The organism is Pseudomonas sp. LBUM1660 (assembly GCF_059695935.1).
The window spans coordinates 874,189-890,471 of sequence record NZ_CP166795.1 but is presented as its reverse complement, the minus strand read 5'-3'; the positions used below and the strand labels follow the sequence as shown (position 1 = coordinate 890,471).

16 protein-coding genes and 1 pseudogene are annotated in these 16,283 nt (G+C 58.3%); 12 read left to right on the top strand and 5 right to left on the bottom strand.

Annotation, left to right across the window (positions count from 1 at the left end):
* Positions 1-74 precede the first annotated feature (74 nt).
* The 4 genes from ACA068_RS03995 to ACA068_RS03980 all read left to right on the top strand — a co-directional run bounded on the left by ACA068_RS03995 (position 75) and on the right by ACA068_RS03980 (position 2,599).
* Positions 75-998, top strand: a complete 924-nt coding sequence (locus ACA068_RS03995) for a hypothetical protein (RefSeq protein ID WP_497307788.1) — start codon at positions 75-77, stop codon at positions 996-998.
* A 380-nt stretch (positions 999-1,378) separates the two neighbouring features.
* On the top strand, positions 1,379-1,546 hold the full coding sequence (locus tag ACA068_RS03990) for a hypothetical protein (protein WP_172792220.1): 168 nt from the start codon (positions 1,379-1,381) through the stop codon (positions 1,544-1,546).
* 391 nt (positions 1,547-1,937) lie between these two features.
* On the top strand, positions 1,938-2,309 hold the full coding sequence (locus ACA068_RS03985) for a DUF6124 family protein (protein WP_497307786.1): 372 nt from the start codon (positions 1,938-1,940) through the stop codon (positions 2,307-2,309).
* Positions 2,310-2,344: 35 nt separating this feature from the next.
* Positions 2,345-2,599 (top strand): hypothetical protein, encoded by a 255-nt coding sequence (locus ACA068_RS03980; RefSeq protein ID WP_497307784.1) that lies wholly within the window; start codon positions 2,345-2,347, stop codon positions 2,597-2,599.
* Between the two features lie 52 nt (positions 2,600-2,651).
* On the opposite strand, the gene ACA068_RS03975 is transcribed toward ACA068_RS03980, so the two are convergent.
* Both ACA068_RS03975 and abiEi read right to left on the bottom strand, forming a co-directional pair.
* Entirely contained in the window at positions 2,652-3,554 is a 903-nt protein-coding gene (locus tag ACA068_RS03975) for a nucleotidyl transferase AbiEii/AbiGii toxin family protein (RefSeq protein WP_497307782.1), read from the bottom strand.
* The gene (gene abiEi, locus ACA068_RS03970) at positions 3,541-4,191 is read right to left on the bottom strand and encodes a type IV toxin-antitoxin system AbiEi family antitoxin (protein WP_497307780.1); all 651 of its coding nucleotides are present in this window, start codon (positions 4,189-4,191) and stop codon (positions 3,541-3,543) included. The genes ACA068_RS03975 and abiEi overlap by 14 nt, the downstream gene beginning before the upstream one ends.
* Positions 4,192-4,280: 89 nt before the next feature.
* Between abiEi and ACA068_RS03965 the strand changes: the two genes are divergently transcribed.
* From ACA068_RS03965 to ACA068_RS03940, 6 genes are all read left to right on the top strand, one after another.
* Complete coding sequence (locus ACA068_RS03965; RefSeq protein WP_497307778.1) at positions 4,281-5,687, top strand: DUF2252 domain-containing protein; 1,407 nt, start codon at positions 4,281-4,283, stop codon at positions 5,685-5,687.
* 241 nt (positions 5,688-5,928) lie between these two features.
* Positions 5,929-6,363, top strand: a complete 435-nt coding sequence (locus ACA068_RS03960; RefSeq protein ID WP_497307776.1) for a hypothetical protein — start codon at positions 5,929-5,931, stop codon at positions 6,361-6,363.
* Entirely contained in the window at positions 6,360-7,820 is a 1,461-nt protein-coding gene (locus ACA068_RS03955) for an ATPase domain-containing protein (protein WP_497307774.1), read from the top strand. Before ACA068_RS03960 ends, ACA068_RS03955 begins: the two co-directional genes overlap by 4 nt.
* A gap of 9 nt (positions 7,821-7,829) precedes the next feature.
* Positions 7,830-8,852, top strand: coding sequence for a sensor histidine kinase (locus ACA068_RS03950; protein WP_497307773.1), 1,023 nt, complete (start codon positions 7,830-7,832; stop codon positions 8,850-8,852).
* Positions 8,853-8,909: 57 nt separating this feature from the next.
* Positions 8,910-9,497 (top strand): ribosomal protein S5-alanine N-acetyltransferase, encoded by a 588-nt coding sequence (rimJ, locus tag ACA068_RS03945; protein ID WP_497297327.1) that lies wholly within the window; start codon positions 8,910-8,912, stop codon positions 9,495-9,497.
* A gap of 84 nt (positions 9,498-9,581) precedes the next feature.
* The gene (locus tag ACA068_RS03940; protein WP_497307771.1) at positions 9,582-11,021 is read left to right on the top strand and encodes an ArnT family glycosyltransferase; all 1,440 of its coding nucleotides are present in this window, start codon (positions 9,582-9,584) and stop codon (positions 11,019-11,021) included.
* Here ACA068_RS03940 and ACA068_RS03935 read toward each other — a convergent pair.
* Both ACA068_RS03935 and pmrG read right to left on the bottom strand, forming a co-directional pair.
* On the bottom strand, positions 10,972-11,835 hold the full coding sequence (locus tag ACA068_RS03935) for a phosphatase PAP2 family protein (RefSeq protein ID WP_497307769.1): 864 nt from the start codon (positions 11,833-11,835) through the stop codon (positions 10,972-10,974). The genes ACA068_RS03940 and ACA068_RS03935 overlap by 50 nt on opposite strands.
* Positions 11,836-11,860: 25 nt before the next feature.
* The gene (pmrG, locus tag ACA068_RS03930; RefSeq protein WP_497307767.1) at positions 11,861-12,532 is read right to left on the bottom strand and encodes a lipopolysaccharide core heptose(II)-phosphate phosphatase PmrG; all 672 of its coding nucleotides are present in this window, start codon (positions 12,530-12,532) and stop codon (positions 11,861-11,863) included.
* Positions 12,533-12,795: 263 nt separating this feature from the next.
* On the opposite strand from pmrG, the pseudogene ACA068_RS03925 reads away from it, so the two are divergent.
* Together ACA068_RS03925 and ACA068_RS03920 are read left to right on the top strand one after the other, a co-directional pair.
* Positions 12,796-13,857, top strand: a pseudogene (locus tag ACA068_RS03925) (methyl-accepting chemotaxis protein); the annotation flags it as partial.
* Positions 13,852-14,715 carry a methyl-accepting chemotaxis protein gene (locus ACA068_RS03920; protein ID WP_497310533.1) on the top strand — a complete coding sequence of 288 codons (864 nt, stop codon included), beginning with the start codon at positions 13,852-13,854 and terminating at the stop codon, positions 14,713-14,715. The pseudogene ACA068_RS03925 and the gene ACA068_RS03920, both read left to right, overlap by 6 nt.
* A gap of 152 nt (positions 14,716-14,867) precedes the next feature.
* On the opposite strand, the gene ACA068_RS03915 is transcribed toward ACA068_RS03920, so the two are convergent.
* A complete protein-coding gene (locus ACA068_RS03915; protein WP_497307765.1) occupies positions 14,868-16,241 on the bottom strand; it encodes a DUF1329 domain-containing protein in 1,374 nt (457 codons plus the stop codon).
* Between the last annotated feature and the right edge of the window lie 42 nt (positions 16,242-16,283).

The window sequence follows — 16,283 nt, the reverse complement described above, 5'->3', positions numbered from 1 at the left end:
CGAATCGATCAGATGAGCTGTAATCAATCGTGGGTCGGGCTATTGAGCGCTTGCGCTCTTGCAGGAAAACAAACATGAACATCTGGCTTGCCGCCGCCCTTGCGGCCATGGTTTCCCTATCTGCACAGGCGGTCACCAAAGTTACGCCGCGGGTCGAACGAGTCGCTTTCGACAAAGGCGCCGAAGCCGTCGAGTTCAACCAGTCCATCCAGGGCCCGCTCACCGCGCAATACCGTATGAGGGCGAAGGCGGGTCAAATACTGACCGTCGACCTCAAGCCCTCCAATGCATCGGCTTACTTCAACATCACCGCCAAAGGCGCGGACTATGCGCTGTACAACGGCTCGATCATGGGCAATCACTTCTTGGGGCCGTTGCCCGCCGATGGTGAGTACACGGTTCAGGTCTACCTCATGCGCAACGCTGCACGGCGCAATGAAGTGGCGAACTACAACCTTTCATTAAGCCTCAGCCCCGCTGATGCCACCGATAGCACTCGGCCGTTCGACCAAACCCTGGAATTGCAGGGGATTCGGTTTCATGTAGCGACCGAGGGAATCATTGACAATCGCGTGCTGCGCATTTCGCCTCAAGGGCTGGAGACCAATAATTCAGACATCACACGGCCATTGACGGGAAACATCGTCCGGGCAGAGGTGGCGGACCTTAATCGGGATGGTTCGCCAGAGCTTTACGTCTTCGCCCGATCACCGGGACGCGGATTGCCAGGTGAGCTCGTGGCGTATTCGGCGAATCGCAAAAAATCGCTTAGCGAAATTTATCTTCCGCCGGTGAGTGAGGACGCGAAAGCAGCCGAGGGCTATCAGGGCGAGGATGAGTTTGCGGTGGTAGAGAACGCGTTGGTGCGGCGGTTTCCGGTTTATGAAAGTGCGGATGCCGGGGCCGGGAGAACGGGGAAGATGCGGCAGATTCAGTACAGGTTGGTGCCTTGGGAGGCGGGGTGGGTTTTGCGGGGGGGTGAGGTTATGGAGTATTGAGCATTCGGTAACTGTAGAGCCTGCACAAGGTCGGTATACGGTCCTAGGAGATTTCCTTCAAGTTTTGGCGATTGTCATGAACTGGAGCTTTGTAAGCAAATCGTTATTCTTTCGTCCAAACAGATTCGTCGTCGTTTTCTATTCCCCCTGACATTTTGCTTAGCACAGGAATGAACAAATGACTCCTGCTGAACAGCTCATGCGAGACGAAGCTATCTATTTTGCGCGATCGAATAAGAAAGCCATAGCTAGGCGCCGGAAATCGACAATTCGAGACGTCTCTACAAAGCTGGGGTCGATAAAATTGACTACCGTATCCCTGAGCGACACACGCGAGCCGATTTAATGGCTCAGCTCGGGTTAGGATCAGGAGCACATTCATGATATCGATCAAGCTAGGTTTTACTAAGGGCACCAAGAGTCCCTTTGCCGACTTTATTCGTAACGCCAAGTCGGAGCAGAAAAAGCGTGTCTACAGTGAAGTGCTGACGGAGGCTACCAAGCAGCAAAACCTCGTGATGATGGAAGCTGAAGCCAAACGAGGTTAACTCAAGGTTCTGATAAAGAAGCCCGGCCAAGCGCCGGGCTTTTTTTATTTGTATGAACGCGGGCCTGAGAGGCGTGTAGTCCGTCCTAGGAAACGTCCCGCAACTCGTATCGGCTTTCATGAACTGGCGGAAGCGGTTCTGCATCGATAGCCTTCGGGTATCGCTGCAAATCAGTGATCGGCTTTGACAGGCTGACAACCAGAAACTTTCACTCGTCCTGATAAAACGGCATGCTTGCGCATGTGCAGTTTTTTCATGGCGGCTGTGCGTGGGGCATCTTCGGATGCACCGGCTTTCTGGTTTGCCGGTCTGTCAACCCGCGTACGGCTGCCACCCTTCCCTGTTTGACAGCAGGGGCATGGCAGCTCCTTTTACAAACCGGAGAAGCACCATGAAAAAACACAGCCCCAACCCGCCGGACTCGGCAAAAGAGTCGCCCGACTTATCGGATCTCTCCAAAGCCACCGAACGAACCATCAGCGCCCGCCTCCGCAACCCAAATCACCTCGACCCCATCAGCCACGTTTTCACCATCCTCCCCGACGTCGACACACCAACCTTGCTCGCTCACGCCTGCGAAACCCTGGCCTCGCTCAATGTCATGACCACCGAACTGGCCTGCGAACTCGAAGGCTCGCGGCGCAACGTGGCACTGGCGATTCAGCAATTGGCGGTGCTGGGCGAACTGTTGGTAAACCGAGCGCTGGACAACCTCGACCCGCCCGATGGCTTGTCCGAAGTTTCGTCCGCCAGCCACCACTGAGTGGTCGCGCTCTTTTACCGAATGGAGGTTTTGTCATGGATCGATACATGCCCGTCACCGGCATCGACTGCACCATCGCGTCGCTGCTGATCGACACCGAAGCACCGCTGGACGTACTGCATGAAACCGCGGCTTACCGCATCCGCACGGCGACTCAATTGCTGGAGAGCTTTGCCGTGAGCGAGGGGGTTCACAGTGAATTGGCGCGAGTGTTGGTGACATCACTGCGCGATAGCTGCGATTTGATGGATGTCGTTGGGCGAAGATTGCAGGCTCAAGTTTCGGCATAGAAAAAAAATGGGCGACCTAACTGAGGTTGCCCATTTTTTATGACTACTGGCTTTACATCTTGAAGCCAAAGTCCTGGACGCCATCCATTCCGGTCAACGCTTTCTCCGTCGTCACATATAACTCGCGTATATGTCCAACCAAAAACGTCCAGAACGCCGGTTCATTAACGGTTTGCGCGACCAAGTCTGCTGGCAGAAACCGATTCATCTCCTTGCGAAACTCGAACACCACTTTCGGATCAGAATCGAGCTGCTCTGAACGTTCCTTGAACAACCTCAAGAACTCATCCTGCTCGCAGTGATGATCGCTGAGTTTCTTTCCAATCAAATCCAGTTGCGGCGTTACGCCTTGCTGACGCAGCCAGACCATGTCCCAGAGATCCCTGTTCTTGATTCGATTAGGACGCAGAGCAAAAGCCACAATCTTGTCGGCATAAATTTCTTCGCGTGTTTCTGCCTGCAAAATCAGGCCACTCGTGCCCATGTCGACGCCATACGGATTCAACAGCAACATGGGTTGTGGCTGATAACTTGGAATGGAGCACACATCTATGTTGATGCGCTGCGCCGGAAGGTCTTTGCGCCCGGGTCGGGTCTGAACCTTCAGCTTCCAGGTGTCGACATTCCCTTCCTCACGAACAGGCTCACCGACTTCAACTTCAAGGCCATATTTGGTTTTCAGCGTTGAGACAAGAACGTGAGCAAGCTCAGTCAGACTCTCCCGATTGAAGTCAGCGCCACCAGTGAAATCCAGATCCTCGCTCAAGCGGTTTGAGCCGTAGCAGGCACGCAAGCAGGTTCCACCGATGAAGGTGAGTTTGGCGAGCATGCCGGCAGAGCTCAGTGCAAGCATGATGTCGTGGTGCAGCAATTCCTTTTCCACCACGACCCGCAATGGCGCCAGATCCTGTTTGTTTTTAAGTGCTTCATCTACCAGTTCATCAAACAAACTCATTGGGGACGCTCCAATCGATCAAATCCATGTTTCGTTTCGCGGCCTTCATGTCCCGCAATGCTTGTTGCGGTGATGCCCGCCATAGGCGGCAACGCGCGTCATAGTGAACCAGGCCAACCAGGTCCTGAGGTTTCTGGCGAGTGTGCACGAACTCGATGGTGCCCCAGCGCCCGCATGAAATGGTGCTGCTGCGACCGGAAGACATCAGCGTGATCCAGTTGATGGGGATCTGAGAAATAACGCCGCTATCGCTCAATGCCGTTTCAAGGCTGATGTAGTTGAACTCCTTGGCTCGTAGCCTGGCAGCGGCATGAAACAGCACCAATCCGCTGGACGGTTTGGCTGCTTCAAACAGGTAAAGCCCTCTGCACACCCGAGCCAGATGACCTTCCGAAGCTGCGCGGCTCAATAAGGTTTTGTAGGCACCTTCGGAAATATCGGGCACCAATGATCTGAGATCGTCTGGAGTGAATAGATAGCGTTCTTCGCTGGCCAAACTGGTCAGTTTTTGAAGAAGCCGTCCCATTGGCTGGGTGGATTTTGAGTGTGGATGCATACCCAAGGACTCTACAGAAGGTTTCACTTTCTGTAACTTACTGTTGAGTCCGATGGATTGGCAAATCATTTCTGCATCCATGAGTCAAGCACACTGAAAGCATGGGATGAATGCTCGCAGCCCTTCTACACTCAATCCCCACAAGACCCACTCTCACCAAAAGAGCTCCCATGACAGCCCTAAAAGAACGCTTGAAGCAAGGCAAGAATGCCCGCAAGAATTGCCCCCGCAATGCTCAAGCGTCCACGGGAAAAACAAACCGCGACCCACTCCCGCTGATCAAGGCCTCCAGCGAAGGCCGAATCAAATCCCTTGTAGAACTCCGCTACGGCCGCATGCTCGTCTCCCCCTTCACCTTCTATCGCGGCACCGCGCTTTTGCAGGCCCACGATCTAGCCTCCACGCCAAACATGGGCCTGACTTCGCCCATCTGCGGCGATTGCCACCTGATGAATTTCGGCGGGTTTGCCACGCCCGAACGCAATCTGTTGTTCGGCGTCCACGACTTCGACGAGGTCCATCCCGGCCCTTGGGAATGGGACGTTAAACGGCTGGTGGCGAGTATCGTGGTGGCCGCCCGCGATCTGCGTCATGGCGAAACGGTCGAAGAAGCGGTTTGCCGCGAAGTGGTCGCCGCCTATCAGGAAACCATGCTTGAGTGCGCCGAACAAAGCTCGCTGGAAACCTGGTACGAGTCCATCCGTTACGACGACTTGCGCAAGCAGGCGAACAAAAAAACGCTCGAGCATATCGAACGCGCCATCGAAAAAGCCGAGGGCCGCTCCCACGCCGAGCTGCTGCCGAAAATCAGCGAGCGTGACGCACACGGTCAACTGATCATTCGCGATGACCTGCCGGAAATTTTCCATCTGCACAAAAACACCACGTTGCTGGATGCCGACGATGACTGGCTGTGCCTCTCGGATTGGCGGCCGATCTTCGACGCCTTCATGCGCGAATATCCCGGCACGCTGCAGGCTGACCGACGAGCGTTGTTTTCACGCTTTCACGCCCAGGACATGGCATTCAAAGTGGTGGGAGTGGGCAGTGTTGGCACCCGTTGTCTGGTGGCCTTGCTGACTGACGATCAGGAGTTCCCGCTGTTCCTGCAATTCAAGGAAGCACGGCGTTCGGTGCTGGCCGATTACGTAAAGACGAAATCAAAAGTGCGGCATAACGGTCAGCGGGTGGTCGAGGGTCAGCGGTTGATGCAGTCGGCCAGTGACCTGTTTCTCGGCTGGACCACCGGCCCCAGCGGTCGACACTTCTACGTGCGGCAGTTGCGCGACATGAAAATCTCGGCCGAGCTCGAGACTTTCGATGCGGACACCTTCGCCGCGTATGGTCGCGTCTGTGGACGCGCCCTCGCCCGCGCCCATGCAAAATCGTCCGGGCAGGCCGCGCAGATCAGCGGTTACTTCGGTAAGAGCGATGCGCTGGCCGACGCGTTGTTCAAGTATGCGAAAAGTTATGCAACACAGAATGAGCAAGACTTTGAGCGATTCCAGCAGGCCTGCCGCAAAGGCCGGTTACAAGCTCGCTCCGAGGCAGACTTTGCGGCAGATCATTTGCCCTAAGCGGATAACGCGGTCCACCCACATGAATTTTTCTTCACCCCTTCAACCCTCTCCAACCGGTACATTGCCCTCGCTCATTCAAGAAACTACGGTTTGCCCGCCCTCCCGCGGGCTTTTTTTTGCCTTTTTATTGATTACCTGCGGTCCGTAATCCAATACCACGCCTAGAACTGTCGCAAATCACTCCCGACAACCTTATTGGGTGTACCATCGTTGTCTGTTCATCAGATATCAGTTAGCCATGTCCACGCTTAGCGAAGAGAGCCGTCAGATCGTAGCTTCTCTGACGCACCGCGTTGGCCCCAACGCTGACATTGCAAAGACCGCCCACGCGATCATTTCAACCTTGCAGGCCATGGACGTAGCCCTCACGCCCATCATCGGCCATCAAGGGGTTGTCGCGCTTTATCGCCGCAGCCTGCACCTGTGCGCCTCCACTCATCCGCGTCTGGCCGACACCTGCGACAGAGTGCCGGCCGGCATGGACCTGACAGCCCTCACCTCCGTACTCGTTGAGCAAAGCGAAGCCGATGCGCTATTTTTCGGCGAAGTGCTGCTGACCACTTTCTACGAACTGCTGACCACGCTGATCGGGCCCTCGCTCACCGCACGTTTACTTCGTGACGTGTGGGAACCTTCTTTGAGCGACACCCCTTCGCAGGAAAATTCGCCATGAGCACCAAAGTGACTATCAACCGTCTGGCCACCGGCGTGCCAGGACTGGACGAGGTGCTGGGCGGAGGTTTGCCGGAGTTTTCGTTCAACCTGATCGCCGGTCCTCCCGGCTGCGGCAAAACTACCCTGGCGCATCAGATGATGTTCGCCCTGGCGACGCCTGAACGTCCGGCGCTGTTCTTTACCGTGTTGGGAGAGCCGCCGCTGAAGATGTTGCGCTATCAGCAACAGTTTGATTTTTTCGACAGCGAAGCGATCAACCAGTCGATTCGCTATATCAACCTGGCCGACGACACCTTGGCCGGTAATCTGGACGAAGTGCTGCGACGTATCGTCAGCGAGGTCGAGACTCACTCCCCGGCGCTGGTATTCGTCGACTCGTTCCGCTCCGTGGTGCTGGCGAGCCAGACTCAGGACAACCCCAACAACAATCTGCCGCAGTTCGTTCAGCATCTGGGCATGTTGATGACCACCTGGCAGGCAACGACCTTCCTGATTGGCGAGTATTTCACCGAAACCGACACCAACCCGATTTTCACCGTGGCCGATGGCCTGATCTGGCTGCGCCAGAGCGTTCAGCGCAATTCCATGGTGCGCAAGATGGAAATCATGAAGATGCGCGGCCAGCCAACATTGCCAGGACTGCACACCTTCCGCATCGCCACCTCAGGGATCAAGGTGTTTGCGCCAGCGACGTTCGACGCGGTTGAAGCACCGCTGGAGTTCCCGATCAAGCGCCTGAAAATGGGCGTGCCGCAACTCGATGAGATGCTCGGCGGAGGCCTGCCTCGTGGCTATTCCTTGCTGGTGGCCGGACCGTCAGGTTCGGGCAAAAGCATTCTGGCGGCGACATTCCTGGCCGAGGGCGCGCGCAATGGCGAAACCGGCGTGATCGCGGTGTTCGAACAACGGCCAAGTCACTCCCAGAACACGACCCTTGCGGACCTGATTAAGAATGGACAGATCGGTCTGGTGGACAGCCGTGCACCAGACCTGTCCATCGACGAAGTCGTGCAGTTGCTGTTGAGCGAGATCGCCCGATTGAAAGCGACCCGCGTGGTCATTGATTCGCTGTCCGGGTTCGAACTGGCGCTGGCGCCGACCTTCCGCGAAGACTTTCGTGAGTCGCTGTCGCGCATGGTCACGGCTCTGACCAGCGCCGGGGTCAGTGTATTGATGACCTCGGAGCTGGAAGACCGCTACACCGATTTGCGTTTCAGCCCTTACGGAACTGCTTTTCTTACCGACGCGATCATCGTTCAGCGCTACATTGAAGTGCAGAGTCGCTTGTTGCGCATCATGGCCGTGGTCAAGTTGCGGGCCAGCACCCACTCCGATGAGTTGAGGCTTTACAGCATCGACGATAAAGGCCTGCAGATCGGTGAAATGTTGCCAGATCAGGAAGGTTTGCTCGGAGGCCGTCCCACTCGGCAGCGTTCGGGCAAAGACAATGGATGAGCAAAAAACATGAATGAGGCCAATGGCAAGAACGAGCGAGCGATGGCCACTGCCGCGCGCGAACTGTTCCTGCTCGGCCAGAAAACCGTCGAAGCGCGCGCGGTCCTGGCGGCGCTGAACAAGGAACTGAGCGAGGCCAACACCCAGCTCACCGATCACCAGCAGATTGACCAACTGATCGAGGCCAATCAGCAATTGGTCCTGGCGATTCTGTTGGCGCAGTCGGATGCAGAAAAACCAAAGCGCACGCAGGAAGAACAGCGACTGTTCCTGGAAATGCGTGAAGCCAACGCGCAATTGGTGATCGCTGCCCTGAGCGCGCAAGACCTGCAAGCATCAGCCGAACACACTCTGGAACAACAACGAAACATTCTCACCCTGGTAGCCCACGAACTGCGCAATCCGCTGACGCCCATCAGCATGATCGCCGGGCGTCTGATACGCGTGCCCAGTGAGGAACTGCCGCGTATGCAGGCGCTGATCGAAGGCCAGGTGCAGCACATGTCGCGGCTGGTGGAAGATTTGCTCGATGTATCCCGCGCCAGCACCGGCAAGTTGCGCCTCGATTGCCGCATCGTCGACATGGTGCAGATCATTCAGGACGCCATCGCCGTGTGCAGCCCGGTGATGATCGCTCAGCACCTGCATTTCACGGCTGAGTTGCCCACATGTGCGCTGGCGGTGAATGGCGATCCGGTAAGACTCACGCAGATTCTCGGCAACCTGCTGGGCAATGCGGCCAAGTACACACCGGCGGGCGGCACGGTCACGCTTTCGGTCACCACCGAAGACGATCTGCTGGAGATGAGCATTTGCGATACCGGCATCGGTATTTCCGCCAAGGCGCTGCCGTTTATCTTCGAGCCTTTTGTGCAGGACGTTCACGCCGTCGGTTTCAACGGCGCAGGTCTGGGCATTGGCCTGACGGTCGTTCGCGAGCTGGTCGAAGCCCATGGTGGCACGGTGATCGGCATGAGCGACGGCGACGGCAAAGGCAGTACCTTCATCGTGACGTTACCGCTGGAGGTTTGAGTTTTTTCGCTGGCCCCATGATGCTTGCGCGACGCCCCCCCCGAACCGGAGCGCCCTATGCCGTTGTTGTCCCTGCCCTGCAAACGCTTGACGCTGGCAGTGCTCGCCCCTGAACAGGCGGCACTGGAAAGCGATTTCTACCGACGCAACCAAAGGCATCTCGCCCGGTGGTCGCCGATTCGTCCCTCCGATTACCACAGCCCTGAAAACATTCGTCCGCGCCTTGAGGTGCAAGCCAGTGCGTTCGAGGCCGGCCTGGCGGTGCATTTCGCGCTGCTGGACCCGGACAACGGCCAGATGATCGGCGCCTGCAATTTCAGCGGCATCACTCGCGGGGCGTTTCAGGCGTGTTATCTCGGTTACCACATCGACGAATCCCGTCAGGGCCAGGGATTGATGCAGGAAGCACTGGAAGCAGGCATCGGCTACATGTTCGATGAGCAGAAACTGCACCGGATCATGGCCAATTACATCCCCGGCAATGAACGCAGCGCGCGACTGCTGGAGCGTCTGGGATTTGAACGTGAAGGCTACGCCAAGGCTTACCTGAGTATTGCCGGGCGCTGGCAGGATCACGTGTTGACCGCGTTGATCAATGATCGCTTTGAAGCCCCGGAACAGCGCTGGTCCAGGCGCCTCTCGTAATACTTCGCGGCCGTTCACACTTCATTAAGCATTCGCCCCGTATGCTCGGGCTTCCCGGTCAACCTGTTCGGTAGCCAGAAGCCTATGTCGCGTCCTGCCACTTCACTGTTTCTACTGGCTGCCCTGCTGTTTTTCTTTGCCTTGGGCAATCATCAACTGCAAGGCTCCACCGAGGCCCGGGTGGCCGGGATCGCCATGCAGATGCACTTGGACAACGACTGGGTGACGCCACGTTTGTTTGGCGAACCGTTTCTGGAAAAACCGCCTTTGAGCTTGTGGCTGGATGCCGGCGCCATCCGTGTATTTGGTGGCACGCCGTGGGCGGTGCGACTGGCCTCGGCGTTTGCCGGGCTGTTCAGCGTGATGCTGTTGTACGCGATGCTGCGGCGGTTCGGCCGGCCCAAGTCGCTTGCCTGGACAGCGGGGATCTTTCTGGCAACCATGGCCAGTTATTGGAGCAACGTGCGCGGCGTCGGTGAAGACGCGCTGCTCGCCCTCGGCGTGACCCTGGCGCTGCTGGCGTTCTTTCACGGGCAACGGCAATCGACGCCTGGCAACGCGCTGCTGTTTGCCTCGGGAATCGCTATCGCCACATTGAGCAAAGGCGTCCTGGGCCTGGCGATGCCGGGCGTGGTGATTTTCGCGTATCTGCTGGCCGATACCTTGATGGACCGGCGCCTGAAAATCTCCGACTGGTTGCGCCCCGGTTTACTGACGCTGGCTGGATTGATCCCGCTGATGATCTGGCTCGCCGTGTTGTATCAGCGTGGTGGCGCGCCGGCCGTGGGGGAAGTGTTGCTGACCAACAGCGTCGGGCGCTTCAGTGGAACGTTCGTCGAGGCCGGGCATTACGAACCGTTCTACTACTACCTGGCCAAGCTGCCCCAAGCGTTTCTGCCGTGGAATATTCTGGTGTACCTGGGGTTGTGGCATTTTCGAGAAAGCCTGGTGGCCAATCGTTATTTGCTGTTTTTCACCCTGTGGATCGTGGCGCAGTTTGTGATGCTGACGTTGGCGTCGAGCAAGCGCACGGTGTATCTCATGTCGATGACGCCCGCGGCGGCGGTGATTGCGGCGGAGTATGCGAGCGTTCTGTTCGATCGGCTAAAAGCACGCGAAGGTGCCTCGAACCTATGGGGTGGCATTGCACGGCATGGACGCGGCGTGGCCATTGGCGTGATCGCGTTGGTGATTGGCAGCTACCTGGCCGCCGCTCAATGGGCGCTGCCCCATGCCGATCGCAAACTGTCCTTCCTGCCGTTGACCTTACAGATCCAGACGATGCAGGCCAACGGGCAACACGTCGCCCTGTTCCAGGCGAACGAACGGGTGGGCGGTGCCAGCGTGTTCTACACCCGGCAAGTGCTCAATGGCCTGGACACCGAGGCGCAACTGCATGAGTTTCTGGCGGCCTCACCCGCCAACGTTGCGGTCATGTCGGGAGAAACCGAACCGGCCGCGCCGTTGAAAGTGCTCAAGACCATGAAGGTGGGGCGTCAGGCTTACTACTTTGTAAATCAGTAAGCGGCTCAGCGATTGGCGCTTCAGCCTTTTGCAGCACCGGCATCTCCAGCCGCGCTCTTCCATAGAATGCCAACGCTGTCAGCAAACAGGCCAGCCACACGAAGATCCCGGCCCAGAAGGTGTGGGACATGTAGTGCCAGCCTTGCAGGACACGTGTCGTGCCGTAGACGAACCCAAGCAGCAACGCGCCATACATCAGCGCCTTGGAGTAGCGCCAGCGGTAGCGGCGAGCCACGAAGTACAGCGCGAGCATGGTGAAACCGCCGGAAGCATGGCCACCCGGCCAGCAACGGCCATCACCGGCTTCCCTGAACAACTGGAAGTTGTTGTACCACTCCACGTGAGGCAATTTCCCTCCGTAGAGGGTCGTTTCAATCGGGCAGTACACGCTGGTGTGCGACTTGAGGAAATGGATCACACCGGTGCAAATGGCAAACGCGAAGACGACGAACAGGAAATCCCGACGATGTTCGCAGGCAAATCGCAGCACCGGCGCCGCTTTGCTCCGCCCCAGAAAACCACCGAGACGCGGGTGCTTTGAAGTGTTGATCAGCGGCCAGACAAACGACAGCATCGCGCCGATCAAGGCAATCTCAGCGGTCCAGTTCGGAATGATGCGCGCCCACTTGTGGGTGAGCTTTTCAAAGAAGTGAACCTTGTCGAGCGGAAAGATCTGGGCGACCGGATCAAACAGAAGATTACTGAAGGCGATGTCGATTTGGGTCATGTCGAACATCAGGAAAACCAAGGCCGCACAGGCCAACGGGATACCAAAGTTCGCCCAATAGAAGCGCTGGCGGGAAGAAGTCAGCATGGTACGTCCTGATCCTGAGGAAAAATCATTGGGTGGTCACCGAGCGCCAGTCGGAGGCTTCAATGAAACCGAGCATGCGCGGTGCCTGAGAGGGGTTGGCCGAGATGAACAACGAGGCGCCGTAACCGAGGGTAGAGGTCGACACCTTGAGGTCTTTTTCGAGTTGCGCCATGCATTCGCTGTGGGTCACCAGAATCAGATTGCGACCGCCCACTTTATGCGCCAAGGCATCACGCAGCATCGTGCCCCTGCAGCTGATCAGCCAGTCTTCGCCCACACCGACCTTGTTGAACATGTAGCTGGCTGTCTGTGAGGTGCGAGTCATCGGGCTGTTGTAGATATCGGTCTTGTCCAACCCCAATTGTTCGAACCGCGCACCGACACTGACCGCGACGCTGCGCGAGCGATCGGTAATGCCATCGTTGCCGCTCAGGCACGCGGCTTTCGAGTGATCACAGCGCTCGACATGGCGCACCAGCACAATCACATCGCCTTTGGCCCAGCCGGCGGCCAACGCTCGTGCGCCCGCCGCGGTGCCATGCGCCAGGTCCGGCACGGCGGCTGGCTGCAACAGCCATAGGCTCAATGGAATCACCAGCAGCGCCGAAGCCAGTACCACGGCGGTGTTTCGATATCGGGTCAAACGGCCCAGGTTAATTGAGCGTTTTATCCCGAACAGATTCAGTCTCAATTCCACATCAAGCCGCCTCGCCGGCATGCATTACTGTCATTAGGTGCCGCGAGGGTAGAGAGGCGCGCGTCGGCAGCCGGTGAAACCCATGTGAAAAAAAGCTGAAGCCGCCCACAAAAACCTTGTTACAGAATCTGTCCGACAAAATCCTTTCAGCTCTCACGATTGCTGCCGATACAAGCCTGCTACACACCCTTGCTGGCACCTAAAAAAACAACAATCTTCCAGCCAACCGACGATCGAAAGCGTAACGTTCCTGGAGGAATTTGATGAATAGCTGGTTCGGCAACATCAGCGTGAACATGAAACTGGGCCTGGGGTTCGGCCTGGTCCTGGCACTGACCTGCGTACTGGCCCTGACCGGCTGGACGAGCCTGGGTGGGTTGATTGACCGTAGCAACTGGATGAGCGACATCACCCAGCTCAACTCCGGCTTGACCAAGCTTCGTGTGGTTCGCCTGCAATACATGCTGACCAACGGCGATGAAACCGCCGCTCAGAACGTACAGACCACCCTTGACGCCTTTTCCGCTCAGCAGCAATCGCTGCTGTCGAAATTCAAGAGCCCGGAAAACCTCAAGCTGCTCAAAGAGCAAGGCACTTACATCGACGCCTACAAGACGTCGCTGAACAAAATGCGCAGCGCCTACCGCACCGGCAACAGCGCCCGCGACGCCATGGGCGCCAACGCTGAAACGGCCAGCAAGCTGATCGACGCCATCAGCACCCGCGTGCAACAAATGCCCCCGAGCGACCAGCGTTTCGAACAGTTCCAGGCCATCACCGCCGCCAAGGAAGCGTTCATCCTGGCCCGCTACGAAGTGCGTGGTTACACCGCCACCACCAATGCCGAGACCGAGCAGAAAGCCGTCGTCCAACTGGATTCAGCAATTGCCAGCCTGAAACCTCTCAACGTGCAATTTGCCGAGACCCAGCAAGACGCCCTGCGCCAGCTGGAAACCGCACTTGGCAATTACCGCAGCGCGTTGATCGCCTATAAAGCCGCCAACACCGATGCCGTGCAGGCGCGCAAGGAAATGACCGACCAGGGCGCCGCCATCGTGACCCTGAGCGATCAGCTGTATCAGATCCAGCTCGATCGTCGCGACGCCGAAAGCGCCCAGGCGCGCACATTGCAGCTGATCAGCACATTGCTGGCGTTGCTAGTGGGCATCATTGCTGCCGTGATCATCACCCGTCAGATCACCGGCCCACTGCGCGACACGTTGGCCGTGGTCGAACGCATCGCCAGCGGCGACCTGTCCCAGGACGTCAAAGTGACGCGCCGCGACGAACTCGGCGTGTTGCAGCAAGGCATCGCGCGCATGGGCGTGACCCTGCGTGACTTGATCAGCGGGATCCGCGACGGCGTCACCCAGATCGCCAGCGCCGCCGAAGAATTGTCCGCCGTCACCGAGCAAACCAGCGCCGGCGTCAACAGCCAGAAGATCGAGACCGATCAGGTGGCCACCGCCATGCACGAGATGACCGCCACCGTGCAGGAAGTCGCGCGCAATGCCGAAGAAGCCTCCCAGGCCGCAGCCGCTGCTGACGGCCAAGCCCGTGAAGGCGACAAGGTGGTCAACGAAGCCATCGCCCAGATCGAACGTCTGGCCACCGAGGTGGCGCGTTCCACCGAAGCGATGAGCGTGCTGCAACAGGAAAGCGACAAGATCGGCAGCGTCATGGACGTGATCAAAGCCGTCGCCGAACAGACCAACCTACTGGCGCTCAACGCGGCGATTGAAGCGGCGCGTGCCGGTGAAGCCGGTCGTGGTTTTGCGGTGGTTGCCGACGAAGTCCGCGGTCTGGCCCAGCGCACTCAGAAATCCACCGAAGAAATCGAAGGCCTGGTGGCCGGTCTGCAGAATGGCACTCAACAAGTGTCGGCCGTGATGAACAACAGCCGCGCGCTGACCGACAGCAGCGTCGCGCTGACCCGCAAGGCTGGCGTGTCGCTGGAAAACATCACCCGCACGGTGTCCAACATCCAGTCGATGAACCAGCAGATCGCTGCAGCCGCCGAGCAACAAAGCGCCGTGGCCGAAGAGATCAGCCGCAGCATCATCAACGTACGCGACGTGTCGGAACAGACCGCCGCCGCCAGCGATGAAACCGCTGCATCCAGTGTTGAACTGGCGCGGTTGGGCAGTCAGTTGCAGCAGATGGTGAGTCACTTCCGCGTTTGACATTCACTTTGTGGTGAATCTGATCGTTCCCACGCTCCCGCGTGGGAATGCCTCAATGGACGCTCTGCGTCCGCTTCGGCGTGTGACGCAGAGCGTGGGAACGATCAACTGTGCGGTGAATGAAAGAACGATTCGCGGGCAAGCCAGCCCACTCACCGCGTCCCGCGCTGACGTAATGACGACGGCATAAAATACGCGTCTTCCGGCACCGGCTGGGCGAAGTCCACGGTGGCCGACTCTTCGTTATCCAGGTTCTGCACGTAGTAACGGCGCGCCTGCAGATCGTGGAATACGTCCAGCGCGCTCCAGGTGGTGGGCAGGTCGTAGAAGTTCTTCAGGTACGCCATCGACACCCGCCACAATTCCCCTCGCCCGTCATATTGATCCACCAGCGCGGCGCCCCAGCTGTCCTCGTCCAGAAACAACACGCGCTTGGAATAGATATGCCGCGAGCCAGGCTTGAGCGTGCCTTCGACCACCCAGACCCGATGCAGCTCATAACGGGTGTATTGCGGGTTGAGGTGGCCCGGTGTGAGCAACTGTGCGTACTTCACCTCAGGGCTACCGACTGTGTAGCTGTTGTAGGGGATGTAGATCTCTTGCTTACCCTTGAGCTTCCATTCGTAGCGGTCCGGCGAGCCGTTGAACAGGTCGGTATCGTCCGCCGTGCGCAGGCCGTCGGACGAGGCTATCGGCGTGTCATACGCAAGGTTCGGCGCCCGGCGCACACGGCGTTGGCCGGCGTCGTAGACCCAGGCCTGACGCGGGTCCTTGAGCTGGTCCAGGGTCTCGTGGATCAATGCCGCACCACCGGCCAGCCGGGCCGGGCTCTTCACGAACGCCAGGTAATAAAACAGGATGTTTTTCAGGTCGGCAAACTGCCCGCCCGGGCGGTAATAGTTGAACAGCCCCTCCTGCTGCGAGGTCACCAGCGCGAAGCTGCCATTGCGTTGTACCGGCGCTTCGGAGGCACGACGGACCACATAGATGCCGCGATAACGGGTGATGTGGTTCCACAGCGCCTCGATCCCATCCTTGGGCACCGGGAACGGCACGCCGCCATAGGCATCGGCAAAACCGGTACCGCCATCGAGCAGCTTGGCCGCAGTGGCATTCTTGAAGGTGTTGTCATACAGCCACTGCGGCGCGGAGCCCGAGCGACGGCTGATGTACACCGGCATCTGGAAGGTGTCGGGGTAGCTGTTGAACAGTGCGATCTGGCCCGGGCTGAGGCGGGCCTTGTACTGCTCAAGGTTGGCCTTGGTGATGGTGAACAGCGGCTTGTCCGCCGCATACGGGTCCAGGTGATGCTGGCCGGGCGTATAGCCCTTGGGCGCCTGGGTAATGCCGCCATCCCACGCCGGAATGGTCCCGGCCGCGTTGCCGGCACGCTCGGCACCCAGCGGCGTCAGCGTGGTTTTCAATTGCTGGGCTTGCTCGGGCGTGATGGCGGACAGCGCGCTGCCGGCCGCCAGACTCAACACCAGCGCCAGGGTGGTCTTGATCAGTGCAGGGGTGTGGAACATGGACGTTCTCCGAAATAAAACCCGCAGTTAGGGAGTGCGGTC

Bases quoted from the DNA above. Each gene is read 5' to 3' on its own strand.
- ACA068_RS03985 (WP_497307786.1), top strand. From the start codon at position 1,938: ATGAAAAAACACAGCCCCAACCCGCCGGACTCGGCAAAAGAGTCGCCC.
- ACA068_RS03975 (WP_497307782.1), bottom strand. From the start codon at position 3,554: ATGAGTTTGTTTGATGAACTGGTAGATGAAGCACTTAAAAACAAACAG.
- ACA068_RS03950 (WP_497307773.1), top strand. From the start codon at position 7,830: ATGAATGAGGCCAATGGCAAGAACGAGCGAGCGATGGCCACTGCCGCG.
- ACA068_RS03940 (WP_497307771.1), top strand. From the start codon at position 9,582: ATGTCGCGTCCTGCCACTTCACTGTTTCTACTGGCTGCCCTGCTGTTT.
- rimJ (WP_497297327.1), top strand. From the start codon at position 8,910: ATGCCGTTGTTGTCCCTGCCCTGCAAACGCTTGACGCTGGCAGTGCTC.
- ACA068_RS03915 (WP_497307765.1), bottom strand. From the start codon at position 16,241: ATGTTCCACACCCCTGCACTGATCAAGACCACCCTGGCGCTGGTGTTG.
- ACA068_RS03935 (WP_497307769.1), bottom strand. From the start codon at position 11,835: ATGCTGACTTCTTCCCGCCAGCGCTTCTATTGGGCGAACTTTGGTATC.
- ACA068_RS03995 (WP_497307788.1), top strand. From the start codon at position 75: ATGAACATCTGGCTTGCCGCCGCCCTTGCGGCCATGGTTTCCCTATCT.
- ACA068_RS03980 (WP_497307784.1), top strand. From the start codon at position 2,345: ATGGATCGATACATGCCCGTCACCGGCATCGACTGCACCATCGCGTCG.
- abiEi (WP_497307780.1), bottom strand. From the start codon at position 4,191: ATGGATGCAGAAATGATTTGCCAATCCATCGGACTCAACAGTAAGTTA.
- ACA068_RS03955 (WP_497307774.1), top strand. From the start codon at position 6,360: ATGAGCACCAAAGTGACTATCAACCGTCTGGCCACCGGCGTGCCAGGA.
- ACA068_RS03960 (WP_497307776.1), top strand. From the start codon at position 5,929: ATGTCCACGCTTAGCGAAGAGAGCCGTCAGATCGTAGCTTCTCTGACG.
- ACA068_RS03965 (WP_497307778.1), top strand. From the start codon at position 4,281: ATGACAGCCCTAAAAGAACGCTTGAAGCAAGGCAAGAATGCCCGCAAG.
- ACA068_RS03990 (WP_172792220.1), top strand. From the start codon at position 1,379: ATGATATCGATCAAGCTAGGTTTTACTAAGGGCACCAAGAGTCCCTTT.
- ACA068_RS03920 (WP_497310533.1), top strand. From the start codon at position 13,852: ATGGGCGTGACCCTGCGTGACTTGATCAGCGGGATCCGCGACGGCGTC.